This is a genomic window from Rhizobium phaseoli, from assembly GCF_010668805.1.
Classification (GTDB): Bacteria; Pseudomonadota; Alphaproteobacteria; order Rhizobiales; family Rhizobiaceae; genus Rhizobium; species Rhizobium phaseoli_A.
The window spans coordinates 15,533-34,603 of sequence record NZ_WUFT01000014.1 but is presented as its reverse complement, the minus strand read 5'-3'; the positions used below and the strand labels follow the sequence as shown (position 1 = coordinate 34,603).

Below are 19,071 nucleotides of genomic sequence, written 5' to 3'. Positions count from 1 at the left end.
AATGATCTCGATCGCCGTATCGAAGAGAGTGTCAACCACAAGTTCCACCATCTCGTCGCTCCATCAGTCTATTGGACATGAGATAGGGGCGGCTAGCGATGTCGGCAAGTTCTCGAAAGGACCGGCCGTTATTGAAAGTTGCGCGGCTTTACCTTGAGAGTCTCGATATGCAGGTCCGGGATGAAGATGTCCCTTGGCTTTGCGGCTGCCAGCCTGTCCCTTGAGTCCGGACTTCCGGGCGAACCGTGGGTGAACTCGTCGCCGCGGCCGGTCGGCAGCCGGAATGGTCCGTCGCGATCGGCAAGGCCCGACAGATCGGCCGAGAGATCGAAGAGCTGCTGGGCGACGAGGTGAACAACCTCGCCCTCCCTCTGGATCCTGCCGTTGATCGCCATCATGCTGGCGCCAAGGACGATGCGGCGCGACCGCTCGAAGAGCTTCGGCCAGACGACGATGTTGGCGACGCCGGTCTCGTCCTCGATGGTGATGAACATCACGCCCTTCGCTGACCCGGGGCGCTGGCGCACCAGCACCAGCCCGGCCGCCATCAGCCATTGCCCGTCTCGTCCCGTCATGGCTTTGGCGCAGGTGACGATCCGGCGGCTGGCGAGATCGCTCCGCAGAAAACTCAAAGGGTGTTGCCGGAGCGTCAGGCCGGTATGGCTGTAATCCTCGACGACGTTATGGCCATCGGTCATCTGCCGCAGTTCGACTGCCGGCTCCTGCTGTTCGGCGATCGCCCGCGCCTCCCGTTGCGCCGCCGCGGTGAACAGCGGCAGCGGCTCGTCGCGCAACGCCTTGATCGCCCAAAGCGCGTCGCGCCGCTCAAGACGGAGAGACGGAAGGAAGGCGTCGGCTTCGGCAAGCTCGACGAGTGAGGCGACCGGCACACCCGATCGCCGCCAGATATCATCAACCGAGGCGAAGGCCTGGTCGGCGCGGGCGGCAACGATGCGGGCCGCGTCGGCGGTCGCTAGTCCGCGCACCAGACGCATGCCGAGCCGCATCGCATGCCGGTCTGTGCCGCCGATCGGCTCCAGCGTGCAGTCCCAGCGCGAGCGATTGATGCAGACGGGGCGCACTTCGACCCCGTGTTTTCTGGCGTCGGCGACGATCTGCGCCGGGGCATAAAATCCCATCGGCTGCGCGTTCAGCAGCGCTGCACAGAAGACCTCGGGAAAATGGCATTTGACGTAGCTGGAAGCATAGGCGATCAGCGCGAAGGAGGCGGCGTGGCTTTCGGGAAAACCATAGGAGCCGAAGCCTTCCAGCTGAGAGAATGTCTTTTGCGCGAACTCCGGCGAATAGCCGTTGCTGATCATGCCAGAGACAAGCTTGTCGTGGAATTTCGAGACGCCGCCGGTGAACTTGAAAGTTGCCATGGCGCGACGGAGCTGATCGGCTTCGCCTGCCGTGAAGCCGGCGCAAATCATCGCCACCTTCATGGCGCTTTCCTGGAACAGCGGCACACCTAGGGTCTTTCCAAGCACGGCCTCCAGCTCGGGCGTCGGATATTCGACCTTTTCCTTGCCCTCTCTGCGACGGAGATAGGGATGCACCATGTCGCCCTGGATCGGGCCCGGGCGGACGATCGCCACCTGGATGACGAGGTCGTAGAATTGTCGCGGCTTCATGCGCGGCAGCATGGCCATCTGCGCCCGGCTTTCGATCTGGAAGGTGCCGAGCGTATCGGCCTTGCGGATCATCGCGTAGGTCGCCGGATCATCGGCAGGGATTGTCGCCAGGTCGAGATCGTCAGGCTTGTGCGCTTTGATCAGGGCGAATGCCTTGGCCATGCAGGTCAGCATCCCGAGCCCCAGCACATCGACCTTCATGAACTTCAGCACCTCGATGTCGTCCTTGTCCCATTCGATCACCTGGCGGTCGACCATGGTCGCCGGTTCGATCGGCACTAGGTCGTCGAGCCGCTCATGCGTAAGGACGAAGCCGCCGGGATGCTGACCGAGATGCCGCGGCGCTCCCATCAATTGCTGGGCGAGTTCCAACGTCAAAGCGAGCCGCCGGTCCTTCGGATTGAGGCCGAGCTCTGTGACCTGTCGTCCACTGACGACATCCGACCAGGACCAGATGCCGGAGGAGAGCACCTTGATCAGATCCTCCGGCAAACCGAGCGCCTTGCCGACATCGCGGATTGCGCCTTTCGCCCGATAGCGGGTGACGGTCGAGCAAAGCGCCGCTTTTTCGTGGCCGTAGGTCCTGTAGATCCACTGGATTACTTCTTCGCGTCGTTCGTGTTCGAAATCGACATCGATATCCGGCGGCTCGTCGCGCTCCCTGGAGACGAACCGCTCGAACAGCAGATTGCCGCATTGGGGATCGATGGAGGTAATGCCGAGCACGTAGCAGACGGCGGAATTGGCGGCCGACCCTCTGCCCTGACAGAGAATGCCTTGCGATCGGGCGTAGCGGACGATCGAGAAGACGGTCAGGAAATAAGGCGCGTATCTCATCGCCTCGATCAGCGCCAGCTCATGGCGGATGGTCTTTTCGATATCCGCCGGCAGGCCTCCGGGATAACGCGTTTTTGCGCATTCTGAAGTGTAGTGCTCCAGCGACTGCTGCGCCGTCATGGCGGGAACCAACGCCTCCTCGGGATATTGATAGACCAGCTCCTCCAACGAAAATCGGCAGCGCTCGACGATCTCCATCGTCCGCGTCAGAGCTTGACCGTCCCGAGGAAACAGACGCGCCATTTCCTCCGGCGGCTTCAGATAGCGGTCGGCGTGCCGCTCGCGCTGGAAGCCGACATCGTCAATGGTGGTCCGATTGCGGATGCAGGTGACGACATCCTGCAGCTGCCTGCGCCCGGGTTCATGAAACAACACGTCATTGGTGACGACCGTCTTCACAGCATGTTTCACCGCCAGGTTCGACAGTTCATGCAGCCGCATTTGATCATTCGGGCGGCGGCGCAGACAGAGCGAGACATAGGCGCGGTCGGTGAAAACCTCCGCCATCTTCCTGAGCTGCGAGGCGCAGGTATCATCTGCCAGATCAGGGACAAGGATGCCGATCAGGCCTTCGGCGTAGAGCGCCACGTCATCGAAATGCAGGATGCACTTGGCCTTCCCGCCTCTGCTTTTGCCCAATGTCAGCAGTCGTGTCAGCCGCGAATAGGCGGCGCGATCGGTTGGGTAGAGGAGGATCGACATGCCGCCTTGAAGATCGAGCTGACAGCCGACAACGAGCCGCAGGCCGGTGGCGCGCGAGGCCTCCAGTGCCCGGACAATGCCGGCAAGGCTGTTGCGGTCGACGATACCGAGCGCCTCGATTCCGAGCAGCTTTGCCGTCGCGAACAGTTCCTCGGCTGAACTTGCGCCTCTGAGGAACGAGAAATGCGTGGTGACCTGAAGTTCTGCGTAGCGCATCAGGCAAACATCCCGTGCAGAAACCATTTGTGCGATCCGGTGTCCGCATCGACACCATCGCCGGATCGAAAGATCCAGAAACGCTCGCCGCCGTCGTCCTCGACGACGAAATAGTCGCGAACGGCGATCCATTCAGCGCTACGTTTCCACCACTCCCCGAAAATCCGCTCCGGCCCGTCGGCGCGGCTCATCCGTCGCCGCTTGCCGCGCCAGGTAAAGGAGACCGGCGGATGATCGGGCAAAAGCGCAATCACCTCGATCGCTTCGGGACGCGGGAGAAGCCGGGGCGGCCGCAGCCATTGCAGCGGCCAGGTGGCGCCATTCTCCTCGGCGGTCGGCGCGATCCTCTGGACGCTGCGCTCCGGGACGTCGCTGGCGATCGGGGCAACGCGGAAAATCCGCTGGCCGCCACGATTGCCGAGCACATCGATGAGCGGCGTCACGTCCGTTACCTGTTCTTCGATCAGCGACGAGGCCGACTGCGCTTCGCCAAACTCTTCGACGAGGGTGGCGGCCAGGCTCAGCTTGTCGATACCGAAGCCGGGCTCGATCGTCTCGATGCGATCTCGGAAAAGTTTCGTCAGCCAGACGGTGTCGCGGACCGGCTTGGCGGTGCCGGCCCTCAAGGCCTGGATGGTGTTGTCAACACGGCGGACAATAAGATCGGCGCGTCGCACGCCAAGCCGGCGTTTTTCGAGTTCCAGACAGAGCTGTTGCACGAGGCGGGTGATGTACTTCTCGATGGTCTCCGGCGCGCCGATCGGTTCGGCAAAGAACTTATGCACCTCGACGAGTTCGGCGGGGCGGATCGGCTCGATCGGCTCGGCAGCACGGCCGAAGGTCTGATCAAGGCGCCGCCCTATCTCCGGTCCGAAGCGCAGCGTCAACGGCGCCCGCGGTGTCGCAGCCAGATCGCTGACGGTGGCAAAGCCGAGGGTTCGGAGTCCGGCGACGGTCTCGGTCGGCAGTCGCAACGACGATAGCGGCAACCGCCCGACAGCTTTGGCGATCCCACCGCGCGGCACGACCACCCACTCCTTCGCCGCCGCGCGCGCCATGGCATGCGCCGCACCCCAGGTGTCGGCGATCGCCGCATGGGCAGCAAGGCCCCGGCTGCGGAGCCGGTTGACAAGGCCGGAGAGCATCAGCTCTTCGCCGCCTTGAAGATGGTCTGCGCCGTCAGTGTCCATGACGATGCCATCTGGAGGATCCATGGCGGCGGCGGGGGAATATTGCGACAGTGCCCAGAGCGTCAGGCGCTCCAATGCTTGCAGATCGGCGGAGGGATCCGCATCCGCCATCACCAATCCCTGAACGAACGCCTGGGCTTTTGCCGCCGGCATGCCGACACGAAGGCCGAGTTTCAGAGCGGCCCGATCGGCTGCCGCAATCCATCGCTTCGATCCGCTCCTGGCGATTACCACCAGCGGCGTGTCAGCGTGAAGCGATGGATCGGCTCGCCTGATCCGGTCGGTCGGCAACGTCGGAAGAAAGACAGATACGACCCTGGCCATCGCATGCTCCGATGATGAATTGATTTCCCTCCCCGGCCCTTACCCGGATCAGCTCGGCCAGCCACCGCGCCCGCCCGAGGCCTGGAACCGGCAGCGGCTCGGCTGGCAGCACGGAGACGCGCCACCGCGTTGCTGCGGCCGTCGGCGAACCGAAGCCGGCGGCTTCCGTCTGTCGCCGCCATCGGCGGATCACCAAGCCCAGTGTTCCTGACTTCTCGGCCGCCAGTTGCAGCCGGCGCGATACCGGAAGCGGAAGCCGCACCAACTCGGCAATAACGGCGCCGAGGCCGCCGTAACGCAAAGCCTCTTCGAAGCTCGCCAGCACCGTCTCTTCCTTGTCGCCCTCAACGAAGATGACGCGATCGGGATGCAGCCCGATCTGGGCAAAGGCCGGAAAGAACAAATCAAAGCGCGTCAGGCACCAGACCACCTTGCCGCTCGTGCGGGCGGCAATACCGCCAACAAACAAGGCCGCTGCTGCGCCATCAATCGCGCCATTTCCACCACCGGCGACCTCATGCAGCGCGCCATAGGCCAATCCGCCTCCCGGAAGCTGCGCATCAATGTCGCCGACACCGAAGGGCAAAACGTTGCGCTTTCGGGGAGCCGCGCCCTGCAGATGCGCAATCTTCTCGCGGAGCTCATCGAGGGTGGGATTCGGGGCGACAGCGGCTGGGGTCATGATCTCCTTCGACGGCAACCCGTTTTCGGCTTGAGAAACAGTAATATGTTCTGTATCTGTTCTACTGAACTAAATGAGTCAATGCGCATATAGCTCGCGTAAGTTGATCGAAAGCGTCCTGCGGCGAATCTGTGAACAGATTCAAACCGGTGGCAGGAAAGGAATATTTTCGTATGCGCCGAAATCGGCTTGTGGATGATACGGTGCCGACATTGCGGGATCACCGCGCGCCGACGGTCGAATTGACCTGCCGCAGCTGCGATCGTCATTGCTCGCATGAGCGCAAGCTATTGGTCAGAACGTTTGGCGCCGGTGCGAGCTTGGCGGAAATCCGGCGCCGCATAGCCATGGGATGCGAGCGCCTGCAAACTCCGGAGGGTGATAAATGTGGCGCGCATTTCCCATCTCTAGCTGATGGGGATCGCGATGGAACCTAATCCGTGACGAACGTTGAGGCGAGCGACAGGCCGCGCAAGATCGTGCATGTCGATATGGATGCCTTCTATGCATCCGTCGAGCAGCGCGACAATCCAGAACTGCGTGGGCTGCCGGTTGCCGTCGGCAGTCCAGCCGCCCGTGGCGTGGTGGCGGCCGCCAGCTACGAAGCACGAAAGTTCGGCGTTCATTCGGCCATGCCATCGGTCACAGCGCAAAGGAAGTGCCCTGACCTTATCTTCGTCAAACCACGCTTCGATGTTTACAAAGCGGTGTCGTTACAGATCCGGGCGATCTTTGCCGAATACACGCCGATGATCGAACCTCTATCGCTCGACGAGGCCTATCTCGACGTTACCGAAAATCTGAAGGGCATGGAAATCGCCACAGAGATCGCCGATGAGATCCGCGCCAGGATCAAGGCGACGACAGGGCTCACCGCCTCCGCCGGCATTTCCTACAACAAGTTCCTGGCGAAGATGGCCTCGGGTGAAAACAAGCCGAACGGCCAGTTCGTCATCACCCCGAAGAACGGCCCGGCCTTTGTCGAACGTCTCCCAGTCAAGAAATTCCATGGCGTCGGGCCGGCGACCGCTGAAAAGATGCATCGTCTCGGGATCGAGACCGGCGCCGATCTCAAGGAGAAGGCGCTGGAGTTTCTCGCTGAACATTTCGGGAAGTCTGGGCCCTATTTTTACGGAATTGCCCGCGGCATCGACAATCGCCAAGTCAGGCCGGACCGGGTGCGGAAATCCGTCGGCGCCGAAGACACGTTCTCCGAGGATATTCATACCTACGAACCGGCGCGCGGAGGTCTCCAGCCGCTGATCGAAAAAGTCTGGGCTTACTGCGAGGCCAATGAGATTGGCGCCAAGACGGTGACGCTCAAGGTCAAATATGCCGACTTTAGCCAGATCACCCGCAGCAAGACGGTTACGGCGCCTCTGCCCTCGGTCGGCGATCTCGAGGACTTGGTTGGCCTGCTTCTGGCGCCGATCTTTCCGTCACGCAAAGGCATACGCCTGCTTGGCGTGTCGCTGTCCTCGCTGGAGCGGCGGAGACCTGAAACGCAACCGCAATTGCGGCTGGCGCTTTAGACGGCCAGCATCGTCTTTGAGGAAGCGCTCGGCTGAGGTCTGAATTGGATCTTCCACCATCTCTACATCGCCGTCATGGCGTCTTATGATGCCGCGGCGCTCATCAAACGGGGCGTCGGACTGGGAAACCTTCGCACTTATTATAGATCGATCAGGAACATCACCGCGAACAATCAGGACCGAAACGGAGGACGCATGTGCAATGATTATCGACTTATGGTGGACGTCGCCTCGATGTTCGAGGACTTCGCCGACCTCAAAATCAAGATCCGTTTCGGTGAGGGCGCGCCGAACGTTGAAGCGCGCGAGGACATCAAGATTACCGATACGGCGCCGATCGTCAGGTCGATTGACGATAAACGTGATGAGGGCGAACTCGTGCAGCGGCGCTGGAGCTGGCCTGGGCCGAACAAGCGGCCGGTCTATAACTTCCGCTCGGAAGGCCGGGAGTTCAGCTCTAACCGCTGCCTGATCATCGCCGACGGCTTTTACGAATTCACCGATCCAAAGGATCCAACGAAAAAACGCAAAGACAAATGGCTGTTCACCAAAAAGGACGAGCCGATCTTCTGCATTGCCGGCATCTGGCGCGAGACCGCTGAGGTCGGCCAGGCCTTCACCATGCTGACGATGGAGCCGGGGCCGGACATCGCACCCTATCACGATCGCCAGATCGCCATTCTGGAGCGGAGCGCCTGGGCCGACTGGCTCGATCCAACGGTCTCTGCGAGGTCGCTGATCAAGCCCCTTCCGGCCGGCACCTTAACCGTCGAACAGGTAGGCTAGCAAAATCGGGCGATGATGATGCCGATCCCGTGCCGCCAGGCTCGGCGATGTCAGTTGCTTGCCGGAATACGGGCGATGACCTTTATCTCGAAGTCGAAGCCGGCGAGCCAGTTGACGCCGAGTGCGGTCCAATTCGGATAGGGCGGCTTGCTGAAAATCTGTTGTTTGACGGCCATGATCGTTGCGAACTGGTTTTCAGGATCCGTGTGGAAGGTGGTGACATCGACGATATCATCGACAGTGCAGCCGGCTGCGCTGAGCGTGGCCTTCAGGTTTTCAAAGGCCCGCCGGACCTGGCGTTCGAAATCGGGTTCGGGTGTTCCATCCAAACGGCTGCCAACTTGGCCGGACACAAACAATAGATCACCGGATCGGATCGCGGCGGAATAGCCGTGCTGCTCGTAAAGAGCGTGTCGGTCAGCAGGAAAGATTGCTTCGCGTTGGGTCATTCTGATCTCTCTTTCTTGTTGGTGGCGACCGATGAGCACGGCCTAGCGCTTCACAAGCTCGCTCATTATTTGATATACGGGACGTATGTGTGCTATCCTACATACGTAGCGTATGTCAAGTCGATATACGCTGCGTATGTGAATTCGAGAGGGGCAATGGCGAAAACACGCGGCGAAACGATGCAGGAAAACCGCGCCAAGTTGATCGCGGCAGCGCGAAAGGCTTTTGCGGAAAAGGGGTACTCCACAGCATCGATGGACGAGCTGACCGCTGACGCCGGTCTGACACGGGGCGCGCTTTACCACAATTTCGGAGACAAGCGCGGGCTGCTGGCAGCGGTTGTCGATCAGATCGACATGGAAATGGCGGCGCGCGCCAAAGAGCTTGGAGCTCTGGCGGGTAACGATTGGCAGGGCCTGCTCGCCGAGGGTGCGGCCTATATCGAGATGGCGCTCAATCCGGAAGTCCAACGCATCGTTCTGCTCGACGGACCTGCGGTGTTAGGCGATCCCTCGCAGTGGCCGAGCCAGAACACCTGTCTACAGGTGACCAAGAGCACCGTCGAGCGCCTGATCGCACAAGGCATCCTCAAGCCGCTTGACGCAGAGGCGACGGCCCGGTTGCTGAGCGGCGCGGCTCTCAATGCTGCTCTCTGGATTGCCGCCAGCGAAAATCCGCAAAACGTGCTGCCGAAAGCGGTCGAGGCCTTTCATGCCTTGGCGGCGGGTCTGCTTTTGCAGCGTTTGTGATCGTTCGCTGCAGGTCAGCGTGCAAGGCTGCCGGCGGCGGCGATGATCTCCGCCGTCGTGGGGAAGGTGGAGAGGCTGTTCGGTCCGTCGAGTGCCTCTATACGTGCCCAGCCGATCGTGCCGTTCGCATTGACCAGGAAGTGCCCGACGAGCTGGGTAGCGTGGTTCGCGAAGATCGCATGGTCGGCTTCGACAAGCTCGAAGCGGTCCTTGGCGTTGAGTATCGTGTTGGCTTCCATCGGGTGCAGCGGTTCCGGCAGTTCGCCGGTGGGGTTGATGCGTGCCGCCTGGAACTGCGCCATCGTTGCAGTATAGGGCCATTCGGGCTGCTCGCGGCTGCCATCGGGTTGGAACTCGGCATGCGGCACACCGTAGGCCCGATGCGTGCGGCAGTCCGGGTCACATAAAAGCGTTACCGGCGTCGGCCGGTGGCGGAAATACAGGCGGGCTCGTTCCACTGGCGTGTTGATAACGGCCACGGTCTCCACCCCGGCGGCGCGCAGGGTCGGCTCTACGCCGGCAAGCTGTTCCAGTTGACGCCGGCAGAACGGGCAGTGCAGCCCGCGAAAGAAGCCGATCAGGAACGGGCGACCGCTCAAGTCGGCGAAAGAGACCGTTCCGTCGAAGTTGGCCGTGGCCAGTGCGAATCCGGGCGCCGCTTCTCCAGGGTGCAGCGGGTGTCTCTGGTCTCCCATGGAATAATTCCTTTATCGTATCGTCCGGATGGACAACCGAAAGTTAACTATACCACGTGTCGCAACAAGGCCCAGTGCTCGACGTCGAGACCGCCGAATGGGGTTCGGCCTGCCATTTTCCGCGGTCACTCCTTCACCGCTCCGGTCATCGAGGACACGTAATAATCCACGAAGAACGAGTAGAGAATGACCACAGGGAGCGAGCCGAACAGGGCCCCCGCCATCAGCGCCCCCCATTCGAAGACATCGCCACGCACCAGTTCGGTCAGTACGCCCACGGGAATGGTTTTATTCTCAGATGACTGAATGAACGTAAGGGCATAGATGAATTCGTTCCAGGACAGCGTAAAGGCGAAAATCCCGGCCGAAATCAGCCCCGGCACGGCGAGCGGCAGGATGATCTTGGTGAGAATCTGCCACCGGTTGGCGCCGTCCACCAGTGCGCTTTCCTCCAGCTCGAATGGGATCGAGCGGAAATACCCCATCAGCAGCCAGGTGCAGAAGGGAATGAGGAAGGTCGGATAGGTGAAGATCAGCGCCAGCCGGGAGTCGTAGATCCCGAGCTTGAAGACGATGAAGGCAAGCGGGATGAAGAGGATCGATGGCGGCACGAGATAGGCGAGGAAGATCACCAGGCCGACCGAACGCGAGCCGGTGAAGCGGACGCGCTCAATGGCATAGGCGCCCAACACCGAAGCCACCAAGGAGAGCAAGGTGGAGCAGACCGCCACCAGCATCGTGTTCCACAGCCAACCCGGATAGGATGTCTCGAGGAACAGGTATTTGATGTGCGCGAGCGTCGGTCCGACCACCCAGAAAGGACTGTAATTGTTGTAGTCGGTCAGTTGGTCGTTGGGTTTCACCGCGGTGACCGCCATCCAGTAGAACGGAAAGAGCAGAACGAAGACGAAGACGGCCATCGGCAAATAGAGCATCACGATCCGCCGCGGCAGGCGGTTCAGATAGCTCATGCCTTCGGCATTGTCGGTCACGACCTGATCGGCGGTGGTTGAATTTGTCGACATCGTCATTCTCCTAATCCTGGCCGCCCTGCTGCCATTTGCGCCGTTGCAGGCCGAAGAAGCTGAACATGATCGCGCCGAGCAGGAAGGGCACCATGGCGACGGCGATCGCCGCGCCCTCGCCAAGCTGGCCGCCGGGAATGCCGCGCTGGAACGAGAGCGTCGCCATCAGATGCGTCGCGTTGACGGGGCCGCCCTTGGTCAGCACGTAGATCAGCTGGAAATCGGTGAAGGTGAAAAGCACCGAGAAGGTCATCACGACGGCGATGATCGGCGTCAGCATCGGCAGCGTCACATAGCGGAAACGCTGCCAGCTCGTGGCGCCGTCGAGCGAGGCTGCCTCCTGCAGCGAGGCCGGGATCGTCTGCAGCCCGGCAAGCAGCGAGATCGCCACGAAGGGAATGCCGCGCCAGACATTGGCGACGATGACCGATATGCGTGCATTGATCGGGTCGCCGAGGAAGTTGATCGGTCCGCTGATCAGCCCCAGCTTCATCAGCGACCAGGAGATGATCGAGAACTGGGCGTCGTAGATCCACCAGAAGGCCAGCGCCGACAGCACCGTCGGCACCACCCAGGGAAGCAGGACGATGGCCCGGAAGAAAGATTTGTAGGGCAGGTGCTGGTTGAGCAGCATCGCCAGCCAGAGGCCGAGCGCGAATTTCAGCACCGAGGCGACGGAGGTATAGAGGATGGTGTTGAAGACCGACAGCCAGAAGACGGAGTCGTCCATCAGGAACTGGTAGTTTTCCAGCCCGATGAAGACGCCGTCGCGGCCGATCCGGGTATCGGTGAAGCCGAGCCAGACGCCTAGCCCCAGCGGGTATGTGAGAAAGCAGACAAGGAACACCGCCGCCGGCAGCATGAACAGGAAGCCGAGCACATTGTTGTTCTGCAGGAGCGAGGAGACCGGCCCACGCCTATCCCCCGATTTTGCCATCGACATTGCTTATCTCCAGATCGCGTTTTGGATCTCCCGGAGGAGCTTGCGGCATGCCGAAAGGCCGGCACGCCGCCTGTTTGAAGCAGGGCTCAGACGCGATAGTAGCGGTTTGCCCGGCGTTCAGCTTCTTTCATCGCATCCTCAGGCGACATCTGGCCGGTGACGGCGGCGGCATACATGTCGACCAGAACATAGTCGGCCATGGTGGCTGCCGAGGCGTAGCCGAGCGGGCCGGCATAGCCGTTCGGGCGCAGCTTCTCCGAGGCGCGTGCGTAGGGCGCGTGCACCGGATCGGCGGTCCAGATCGGGTTCTTGGCGAAGGCCTTGAGCGGCTGGCAGCAATAGGCGCTGGAGCCCTGGATCCAGGCATTCATCTGGTCGGCTTCCATCATGAACTTGATGTAGGCCTTGGCCGCTTCGGGATATTTGGTGTGCTTGAAGAGAAGCAGCGAGCTCGTCTGGCAAAGTTCGACGCTCTTGCCGACAGGGCCGATCGGGAAGTTCGTCGTGCGGATGTCTTTGGCGATATCGGCGAGCTTCGGATCGTTCTTGGCGGTGTAATAGACCGAGACGCCGTTGGCGATCAGCGAGACCTGGCCGGCCAGGAAGGCGCGGTTGTTGTTGACGTCCTGCCAGCTTTCCGTACCCGGAATGAAGGTCGCATAGAGCTCCTTGGCATAGTTGATCGAAGCCAGCGTCTCCGGGCTGTTGATCGTCACCTTGCCGCTTTCATCGACCATCATGCCGTTATGGCTCCAGAGCAGCCAGTGGGCGTAGTTGTTGCCGTCTCCGACCGCCTTGCCGTGCGGGAAGCCGGCGGGCGTGCCCTTTGCCTTCATCGCCTTGCAAAGCTCGAGGAAGCCTGCGGTATCGTTGGGGAATTCGTTGAAACCGGCCGCCTTCACATGGCTGTCGCGATAGACCACCGCATTGCCGATCGCCGTCAGCGGCATGGCGATGAAGGCGTCGCCGCGGGTCGCATAACCCTTCACACCGTCGTACCAGCCCTCATATTTATTGCCGAGATAATTGCCGAGTTCGGTGAGATCGACCAGCTTGTCCGGGTACTGATGCGCGTCGTCGAACCAGCACATGATGAGATCGGGGCCGGAGCCGACATTGGCTGCAACCGCAGCCTTCGGGCGGATGTCTTCCCAGCTTTCCTTGTCGATGCGCACTTCGACGCCGGTTGCTGCGGTGAACTTCTTGGTGTTGGCGATCCAAGCCTCCTCGTCGCCCTTGACGAAGGGCGTCCAGCGCAGCAGACGAAGGCTGGCACCGCTTTCCGGCGTGTAGCTCGGTTCGGCCTGGGCGAGCGATGGCCGAATGCCGAGGCCGGCGGCGCCGGCGACGGCAGCCGAGGCGGCAAGAAAGTCACGTCTTTTGATCCTCATGAGATTCCTCCTCATCAAAACGCGGGTGCGAACTCCCCGTCGTTCACCTCCCGCTTGGTGAACGACGGTCCTTGCATCCCTGAGAGGGGATGCGGCCGACCTCTGGCTGCGAGAGCTCCTCCGCCCCGCCGCCGGACGGCGTCAGTCGGTTAATCTTCGGCCGCTCTCGGCATCGAAGAGATGAACATGCGCGGCGTCGATCCCAACGCGCAGAATTTCGCCCGGCCGCGCGTTGACGCGTTCGCGGAAGACGCAGCTGACATCACTGCCGCCGAGCTTGAGGGTGAGATGCGTCTCATAGCCGGTTGGCTCGATCACCACGATTTCGCCGGGCAGGCCATGGGCGTCGAGCAGGATGTATTCCGGGCGAAGCCCGTAGACGAGGTCGCGGCCGATGGCAGCGGCCGGCGGATGGGCGACCGGCAGCGCCGTGCCGTCGGATGCCCTGAATTGCGTCGGGTTTTCCGGATCGAGCCTCCCCTTGATGATGTTCATCGCCGGCGAGCCGATGAAGCCGCCGACGAAGAGATTGGCCGGCGTGTCGTAAAGCTCGAGCGGCGTGCCGATCTGCTCGACGACGCCGTCATGCATGACGACGATCTTGTCGGCCATGGTCATGGCCTCGATCTGGTCGTGGGTGACGTAAACCGTGGTGGTTTTCAGCCGCTGGTGCAGCTCCTTGATCTCGGCGCGCATGGCGACGCGCAGCTTGGCATCGAGGTTGGACAGCGGTTCGTCGAACAGGAAAACTTCAGGATCACGCACGATCGCCCGGCCCATGGCGACACGCTGGCGCTGGCCGCCGGACAGCTGGCGCGGATAGCGGTCGAGCAATTTGTCGAGGCCGAGGATGCCGGCGGCGTATTTCACCCGCTTCTCGGCCTCCGCCTTCGGCGCCTTGTTCAGCATCAGCGAGAAGCCCATGTTCTGCTCCACCGTCATATGCGGATAGAGCGCATAGTTCTGAAACACCATGGCGATGTCCCGGTCCTTCGGCGGCAGCGTGTTGACCACGCGTCCGCCGATCTTGATCTCGCCGCCGGAAATGTTCTCCAGTCCCGCCAGCATCCGCAGCAGCGTGGATTTACCACAACCCGACGGGCCGACCAGGATCACGAACTCACCATCGGCGATGTCGATATCGACGCCTTTGATGACCGGAAATGCCCCGAATGATTTCCGCACATCCGCGAATTGAACGCCTGCCATACTCACTCCTCCCAGAAATCGAGCGCTACATGCTTATGTCTTCGTCTTGTCGCTATGATGAGGCTCCCGCCCTCACCTCAATCTCCTCGCGGCGCACCCGGTGCGTCTTCGGCGAGATAAACCTCGATCAGTTCGTCGACGCTGGTTTCGGCGGTGAAACCCAGTTGCGTCGCGCGTTCGGGCGCAAAGGATTTCGGCCATCCGGCGACGATCCTTTCGATGACCTCGTCGCGGCGACGGTCGATCAACTCAGCCGCCTCGGGGCCGGCAACCCGGCGCAACGCGGCGATCTGATCGGCAACGGTGGCGGCCACTCCCGGCATAGTCAGCGTGCGCCGCGCACCCAGTGACGATGTGTCGAGCGTCGCGGCGTGGATCAGAAATTTGACGGCGGAACGTGGGCTTGCCAGCCAGTGCTTGACCGTTTCCTCCACCGGAAGAACCGCCCGCTGGCCAGCCAGCGGCTCCCGCAGGATTCCCGAAAAGAACCCCGATGCGGCGGCATTCGGGGCACCCGGCCGGATCACGATGGTCGGCAATCGAATTCCCACGCCGTCGATAAAGCCGCGGCGTGAATAGTCGGCGAGCAGAAGCTCGGATATCGCCTTCTGCACGCCGTAGCTGGTGAGCGGCGCCTGGACGTAATCGTCGGGGATCGGATCCGGAAACGGCGACCCATAGACCGCAATCGAGGAGGTGAAGACGAACCGGGGAACATAGACTTGCCGGCTTCCCTCATGACGGATTGCCTCCAGCAAAGCACGCGTGCCGTCGAGATTGACCCGATAGCCGAGTTCGAAATTGCGTTCGGCCTCGCCGGAAACGATCGCCGCGAGATGGAAGATCACGTCGGCCCGGCGAGCCGCCAGGGCTTCCGCGACATTGCCTTCGGAAATATCGGCAGCCAGCGCTTCCACCGACGCAACGATGCCGGCTGGCACCGGCGGGGGCGCGATATCGGCGAGCGTCATGCGGGTGATCGTATCGGCGCCGAGGAAACCGCTGCGCGCCAAGCTGGCGGCGAGCTTCCGGCCGATCATGCCTCCCGCCCCGATAATGAGAATATGCATCCTATTCCCCCTGTCTTCGATGTCTCGTCTCAGCCGCTCTTCGCCTGCGGACTACGCGAGGAGCAGCTTGGTTGTCGTATAAATGCGGGTTTCGTGGATCGCGAAGGCCGCGCATGCGGCGTCCGGATCCCCAGTCTCCAGGCCGGCGAGGATCAGCCGGTGATCGGCGATGCTGGTGGCGATCGTCCCGGGCTGCGATACGACGCGCCGTCGGTGGCTGAGAAGATAGGAATAGAGGTCGGCTGCCATGTCGGCGAGCACCGCATTGCCGCTGCAACGGTAGATTGCGGTGTGAAACTCCCGGTCGCAGATCAAGAAACGGACGGGATCGTCAAAGGCGGCTTCCTGCGCCGCGATCGACTGGCGGAGATATTCAAGTGTCGATGGATCCATCCTGACCGCGGCAGCCCTGACCACCTGCGCTTCGATCAGCAGCCGCGCCTCATGAACATTGTCGAGGCTATAGGCTGCAATGTCGCGATAGCGCGCCGCCTGAACAGCCAATTCGCCGACATCTTCCGATGCCACCACCGTGCGCGTTCCCTGCGCAACCGAGAGGATTCCATGCGTGGAAAGGATGAGGATCGCACCGCGGACGGTCTCGCGGCTGACCGAAAGCGCGGCGGCCAGCTCACGTTCACTCGGCAGCGGATCGCCGGTCTTGAGGATGCCGGTGGCAATGAAGGTCGCGATCTTCTGAACGACGAAGTCTTTCATCGACTTCTTCGGCGCCCCACCAAGCGTCGCAACGTTATCTTCGAGCATTGCTCGAACATCCATCGCCATCACCCTCCCCCTGAGGTCTACTGGTCCGGTAAGTGGGCCAGTAGACCTCAGAGGTAAAGGATTGTCAAACGCTTGATGTCGGCAATCCACTCTGCAGTAATTTGGAACGGTTTGGCGAAGGGCAATATCGGCCCTCGGGAAAATTCATTCCGACAGAGACAGCTGGCCGCGGACTGTTATTCCCGCTCAAGCCGCGTTCGAGACTTTGCCGAGGCGTTTGATCGCCTGCTCCAGCGGCCGCTGGCCGTCGCAGTAATCCTCCCAGGCCGACGATTTCGACAGCAGCGCCGGCACGGTGCGGATGGTGAAGCGTTTGGGGTCGAGATCCGATTTGACCTGGGTCCAGGTCAGCGGCATCGAGACGGTTGCGCCCGGCCGGGCGCGCGGCGACAAAGGCGCCACGGCCGTCGCCATCCGGTCATTGCGGAGATAGTCGAGGAAGATGCGGCCATTCCTCAGGCTCTTCGTCATCTTGATCAGATAAAGTTCCGGATTGTCGCGCGCCATCTGCTGGCAGACGTCGTGCGCGAAGCTCTTCGCTTCTGCCCAGGAAAGCGGCTTGCGTTTGTTGATCGCAATCGGCGTGACGACGTGCAGGCCCTTGCCGCCGGTCGTCTTGCAAAAACTGATCAGCCCCAGCGCGTCGAGACGATCGCGCATTTCTCGGGCCGCTGAAACGACCGCGGAAAATGGCAGATCAGGGCCGGGGTCGAGGTCGAACACCAGCCGGCCCGGCACCTCCGGCTTATGCGGTTCGCAATTCCAGGGATGCAGCTCGACGGCGCCGATCTGCGCGACAGCTGCCAGACCCTCGACCCGGTCGATCTGCAGATAGGGCTTTTTGTCACCGAAGACCTTGACCAGTTCGAGCAGGTTCGAGGTGCCGGGCATCGCATGGCGCTGGAAAAACTGCTCGCCGCCAACCCCGTCGGGCGTGCGGATGATCGAACAGGGGCGACCCTTGATGTGCTCGATCATCCAGGCGCCAACAGCTTCGTAATAGCGGGCCAGATCCTCCTTGGTCACGGCTCTGCCATCATTGGCATCCGGCCACAGCGGCTTGTCGGGATTGGAGATCAGCACACCCATCACCTCGGCCTTGGTGCCTTTGCGGCGAACGGGCCTGGCCTTCGCCGCCACCGAGGGCTCCGGCACTTCAGTCTCTGCGGGTTTCGCCGGCCGTTCGGCCCTGACCTCCCTGGCCGGTTTGTCCTCGCGCAGACCCTTGAAGGCGGCCTGGCGGGCCTGACCGTCGGCGGTCCAGCCGGCGAATTCGATTTCGGCGACTAGCTCCGGCTTCAGCCAGGTGACCTCGGCTTCCTTTTTCGGCGCGCCGATGCCGGTAAAGGGCGATTTTGCCGTCTCGAGCGCCTTCAGCTTCGGAAGCAGCGTTTCCACTTTCTTCGCGCCATATCCCGTGCCGACGCGGCCGACATAGACGAAGTGGTCGCCGCGGTAGACACCGACCAGCAGGGATCGGAATTTGCCGTTGGTTTTGGCATAGGCGCCGATCACCACTTCGTGGCCGGCGCGGCATTTCGATTTCGCCCAGCTTTCGGTGCGGCCGGATTGATAGGGTGCATCGCCCTGTTTGGAAACGATGCCTTCCAGCGAGAGCTTGCAGGCAGAGCGAAGCACCGCATCGCCGCCGGTCTCGAAATGTTCGACAAAACGTATCCTAGGGTCATCGCCGGCATCCGACAGGAAGTTCCGAAGCCGCGCCTTGCGCTCGATGAGAGGCAGAGATCGCAGGTCCTCGCCCCCCTCATAAAGAAGATCGAATGCGAAGTAGACGAGATCGCCGGTTCTGCCTTCCGAAATGGCTGCCTGCAGGGCTGCGAAATCCGGTGCGCCATGGTCGTCGAGAGCGCAGATCTCGCCGTCGATGATGGCGTCGGGCAGCGCCGATGCCGCCTCGGCGATCTGCGGGTACTTGCCGGTCCAGTCGAGGCCTTTTCTCGTCTTCAGCGTCGCTTCGCCATTCAGCACGCGCAACTGTATCCTGTAGCCGTCGAACTTGATCTCGTGAATCCAGCCGGTGCCGGCCGGCGGCCGCTCCAGGGCCTGGCAAAGTTGCGGCTCAATGAAGTCCGGAAGGTCGACCCTCGCTGCCGTCTTCAGCTTGCTCTCGGCTCGGGCCTCCTCCTTTCGCTCGTCAGTGGCCAGCCCGTGATTGCTGTCCCAGACGGCATCCGCTTGAACATCACCACCCTTGATCATGAATGGTTTTGGCTTGCGGCCTTTGCCGGCGGCGATCGCGTCCATCGTTCGGCCGGAGGCGACCGAGGTGTCGTTCTCTTCCAGGATCGCTGCGCCATTCTCATCGACCGAAAACGCGTCGTGGTGTTTGATCAACAACCAGTTGGTTCGCTTGCCGCGATCGCGATCATTGCGCATGCGCACCAGTACGAAGCTTCCGTGCAGCCTTTCGCCGTCCAGGGTGAACTTGAAGTCCCCCTTGGCCAGCGCCTGCTCCGGACTTTTCTTTCCCTCCGGCTCCCAATAGCCGCGGTCCCACAACATCACCGTGCCGCCGCCATACTGCCCTTTCGGGATCGTGCCTTCGAAATCGCCATAATCGAGCGGGTGATCCTCGACCTCGACGGCCAGCCGCTTGTCGTGCGGATCGAGCGATGGGCCCTTGGTGACCGCCCAGGATTTGAAGACGCCGTCGAGTTCGAGCCGCAGGTCGTAATGCAGCCGGGTGGCATCATGTTTCTGGATGATGAAGCGACGGCGATTGCTGCGCGCGATCTGCTTCTCGCCGCTCGGCTCCGCCGTCTTTTGAAAATCGCGCTTCGATCGATATGTCGAGAGGTTGTCACTGGCCATGGTCGTTCCCCAAACAGC

The 19,071-nt window shown here is 61.7% G+C and carries 16 protein-coding genes and 1 pseudogene; 4 read left to right on the top strand and 13 right to left on the bottom strand.

Features of this window, described 5'->3' with window-relative positions; all coding sequences use genetic code 11:
• Positions 1–128: 128 nt before the first annotated feature.
• The 3 genes from GR197_RS21425 to GR197_RS21415 are packed head-to-tail and all read right to left on the bottom strand — an operon-like array spanning position 129 to position 5,585.
• Positions 129–3,389, bottom strand: a complete 3,261-nt coding sequence (locus GR197_RS21425; RefSeq protein WP_164013132.1) for an error-prone DNA polymerase — start codon at positions 3,387–3,389, stop codon at positions 129–131.
• Positions 3,389–4,903, bottom strand: coding sequence for a Y-family DNA polymerase (locus tag GR197_RS21420; RefSeq protein WP_164013130.1), 1,515 nt, complete (start codon positions 4,901–4,903; stop codon positions 3,389–3,391). The genes GR197_RS21425 and GR197_RS21420 overlap by 1 nt, the downstream gene beginning before the upstream one ends.
• The gene (locus GR197_RS21415; protein WP_164013128.1) at positions 4,824–5,585 is read right to left on the bottom strand and encodes an ImuA family protein; all 762 of its coding nucleotides are present in this window, start codon (positions 5,583–5,585) and stop codon (positions 4,824–4,826) included. The genes GR197_RS21420 and GR197_RS21415 overlap by 80 nt, the downstream gene beginning before the upstream one ends.
• Positions 5,586–5,758: 173 nt before the next feature.
• Between GR197_RS21415 and GR197_RS32420 the strand changes: the two genes are divergently transcribed.
• Positions 5,759–6,022 (top strand): hypothetical protein, encoded by a 264-nt coding sequence (locus GR197_RS32420; protein WP_246724653.1) that lies wholly within the window; start codon positions 5,759–5,761, stop codon positions 6,020–6,022.
• A gap of 3 nt (positions 6,023–6,025) precedes the next feature.
• Positions 6,026–7,117 (top strand): DNA polymerase IV, encoded by a 1,092-nt coding sequence (gene dinB / locus GR197_RS21410; protein ID WP_164013125.1) that lies wholly within the window; start codon positions 6,026–6,028, stop codon positions 7,115–7,117.
• Positions 7,118–7,162: 45 nt separating this feature from the next.
• On the opposite strand, the pseudogene GR197_RS32780 reads toward dinB, so the two are convergent.
• Positions 7,163–7,261: pseudogene (locus GR197_RS32780) on the bottom strand (SOS response-associated peptidase family protein); the annotation flags it as partial.
• A 51-nt stretch (positions 7,262–7,312) separates the two neighbouring features.
• Here GR197_RS32780 and GR197_RS21405 point away from each other — a divergent pair.
• Positions 7,313–7,903, top strand: a complete 591-nt coding sequence (locus GR197_RS21405) for an SOS response-associated peptidase (protein ID WP_164013116.1) — start codon at positions 7,313–7,315, stop codon at positions 7,901–7,903.
• A 50-nt stretch (positions 7,904–7,953) separates the two neighbouring features.
• Here the strand turns inward: GR197_RS21405 and GR197_RS21400 are convergent, their stop codons facing one another.
• Positions 7,954–8,352 carry a RidA family protein gene (locus GR197_RS21400; protein WP_164013417.1) on the bottom strand — a complete coding sequence of 133 codons (399 nt, stop codon included), beginning with the start codon at positions 8,350–8,352 and terminating at the stop codon, positions 7,954–7,956.
• A gap of 156 nt (positions 8,353–8,508) precedes the next feature.
• Between GR197_RS21400 and GR197_RS21395 the strand changes: the two genes are divergently transcribed.
• Positions 8,509–9,102, top strand: coding sequence for a TetR/AcrR family transcriptional regulator (locus GR197_RS21395; RefSeq protein ID WP_164013114.1), 594 nt, complete (start codon positions 8,509–8,511; stop codon positions 9,100–9,102).
• 14 nt (positions 9,103–9,116) lie between these two features.
• Here GR197_RS21395 and GR197_RS21390 read toward each other — a convergent pair whose 3' ends face one another.
• The 8 genes from GR197_RS21390 to ligD form a co-directional block, all read right to left on the bottom strand.
• Positions 9,117–9,797 (bottom strand): redoxin domain-containing protein, encoded by a 681-nt coding sequence (locus GR197_RS21390; RefSeq protein WP_164013112.1) that lies wholly within the window; start codon positions 9,795–9,797, stop codon positions 9,117–9,119.
• A gap of 125 nt (positions 9,798–9,922) precedes the next feature.
• Positions 9,923–10,822: a carbohydrate ABC transporter permease gene (locus GR197_RS21385; RefSeq protein ID WP_164013110.1), complete on the bottom strand. Its 900-nt coding sequence runs from the start codon at positions 10,820–10,822 to the stop codon at positions 9,923–9,925.
• Between the two features lie 10 nt (positions 10,823–10,832).
• Positions 10,833–11,765 carry a carbohydrate ABC transporter permease gene (locus tag GR197_RS21380; protein WP_164013108.1) on the bottom strand — a complete coding sequence of 311 codons (933 nt, stop codon included), beginning with the start codon at positions 11,763–11,765 and terminating at the stop codon, positions 10,833–10,835.
• A gap of 86 nt (positions 11,766–11,851) precedes the next feature.
• The gene (locus GR197_RS21375) at positions 11,852–13,156 is read right to left on the bottom strand and encodes an ABC transporter substrate-binding protein (RefSeq protein WP_164013106.1); all 1,305 of its coding nucleotides are present in this window, start codon (positions 13,154–13,156) and stop codon (positions 11,852–11,854) included.
• Positions 13,157–13,297: 141 nt separating this feature from the next.
• Complete coding sequence (locus tag GR197_RS21370) at positions 13,298–14,365, bottom strand: ABC transporter ATP-binding protein (RefSeq protein ID WP_164013104.1); 1,068 nt, start codon at positions 14,363–14,365, stop codon at positions 13,298–13,300.
• Between the two features lie 77 nt (positions 14,366–14,442).
• The gene (denD, locus tag GR197_RS21365; RefSeq protein ID WP_164013102.1) at positions 14,443–15,435 is read right to left on the bottom strand and encodes a D-erythronate dehydrogenase; all 993 of its coding nucleotides are present in this window, start codon (positions 15,433–15,435) and stop codon (positions 14,443–14,445) included.
• Between the two features lie 51 nt (positions 15,436–15,486).
• Positions 15,487–16,215, bottom strand: a complete 729-nt coding sequence (locus GR197_RS21360) for a FadR/GntR family transcriptional regulator (RefSeq protein WP_164013415.1) — start codon at positions 16,213–16,215, stop codon at positions 15,487–15,489.
• A 192-nt stretch (positions 16,216–16,407) separates the two neighbouring features.
• The gene (ligD, locus tag GR197_RS21355; RefSeq protein WP_164013100.1) at positions 16,408–19,053 is read right to left on the bottom strand and encodes a DNA ligase D; all 2,646 of its coding nucleotides are present in this window, start codon (positions 19,051–19,053) and stop codon (positions 16,408–16,410) included.
• Positions 19,054–19,071: the final 18 nt, after the last annotated feature.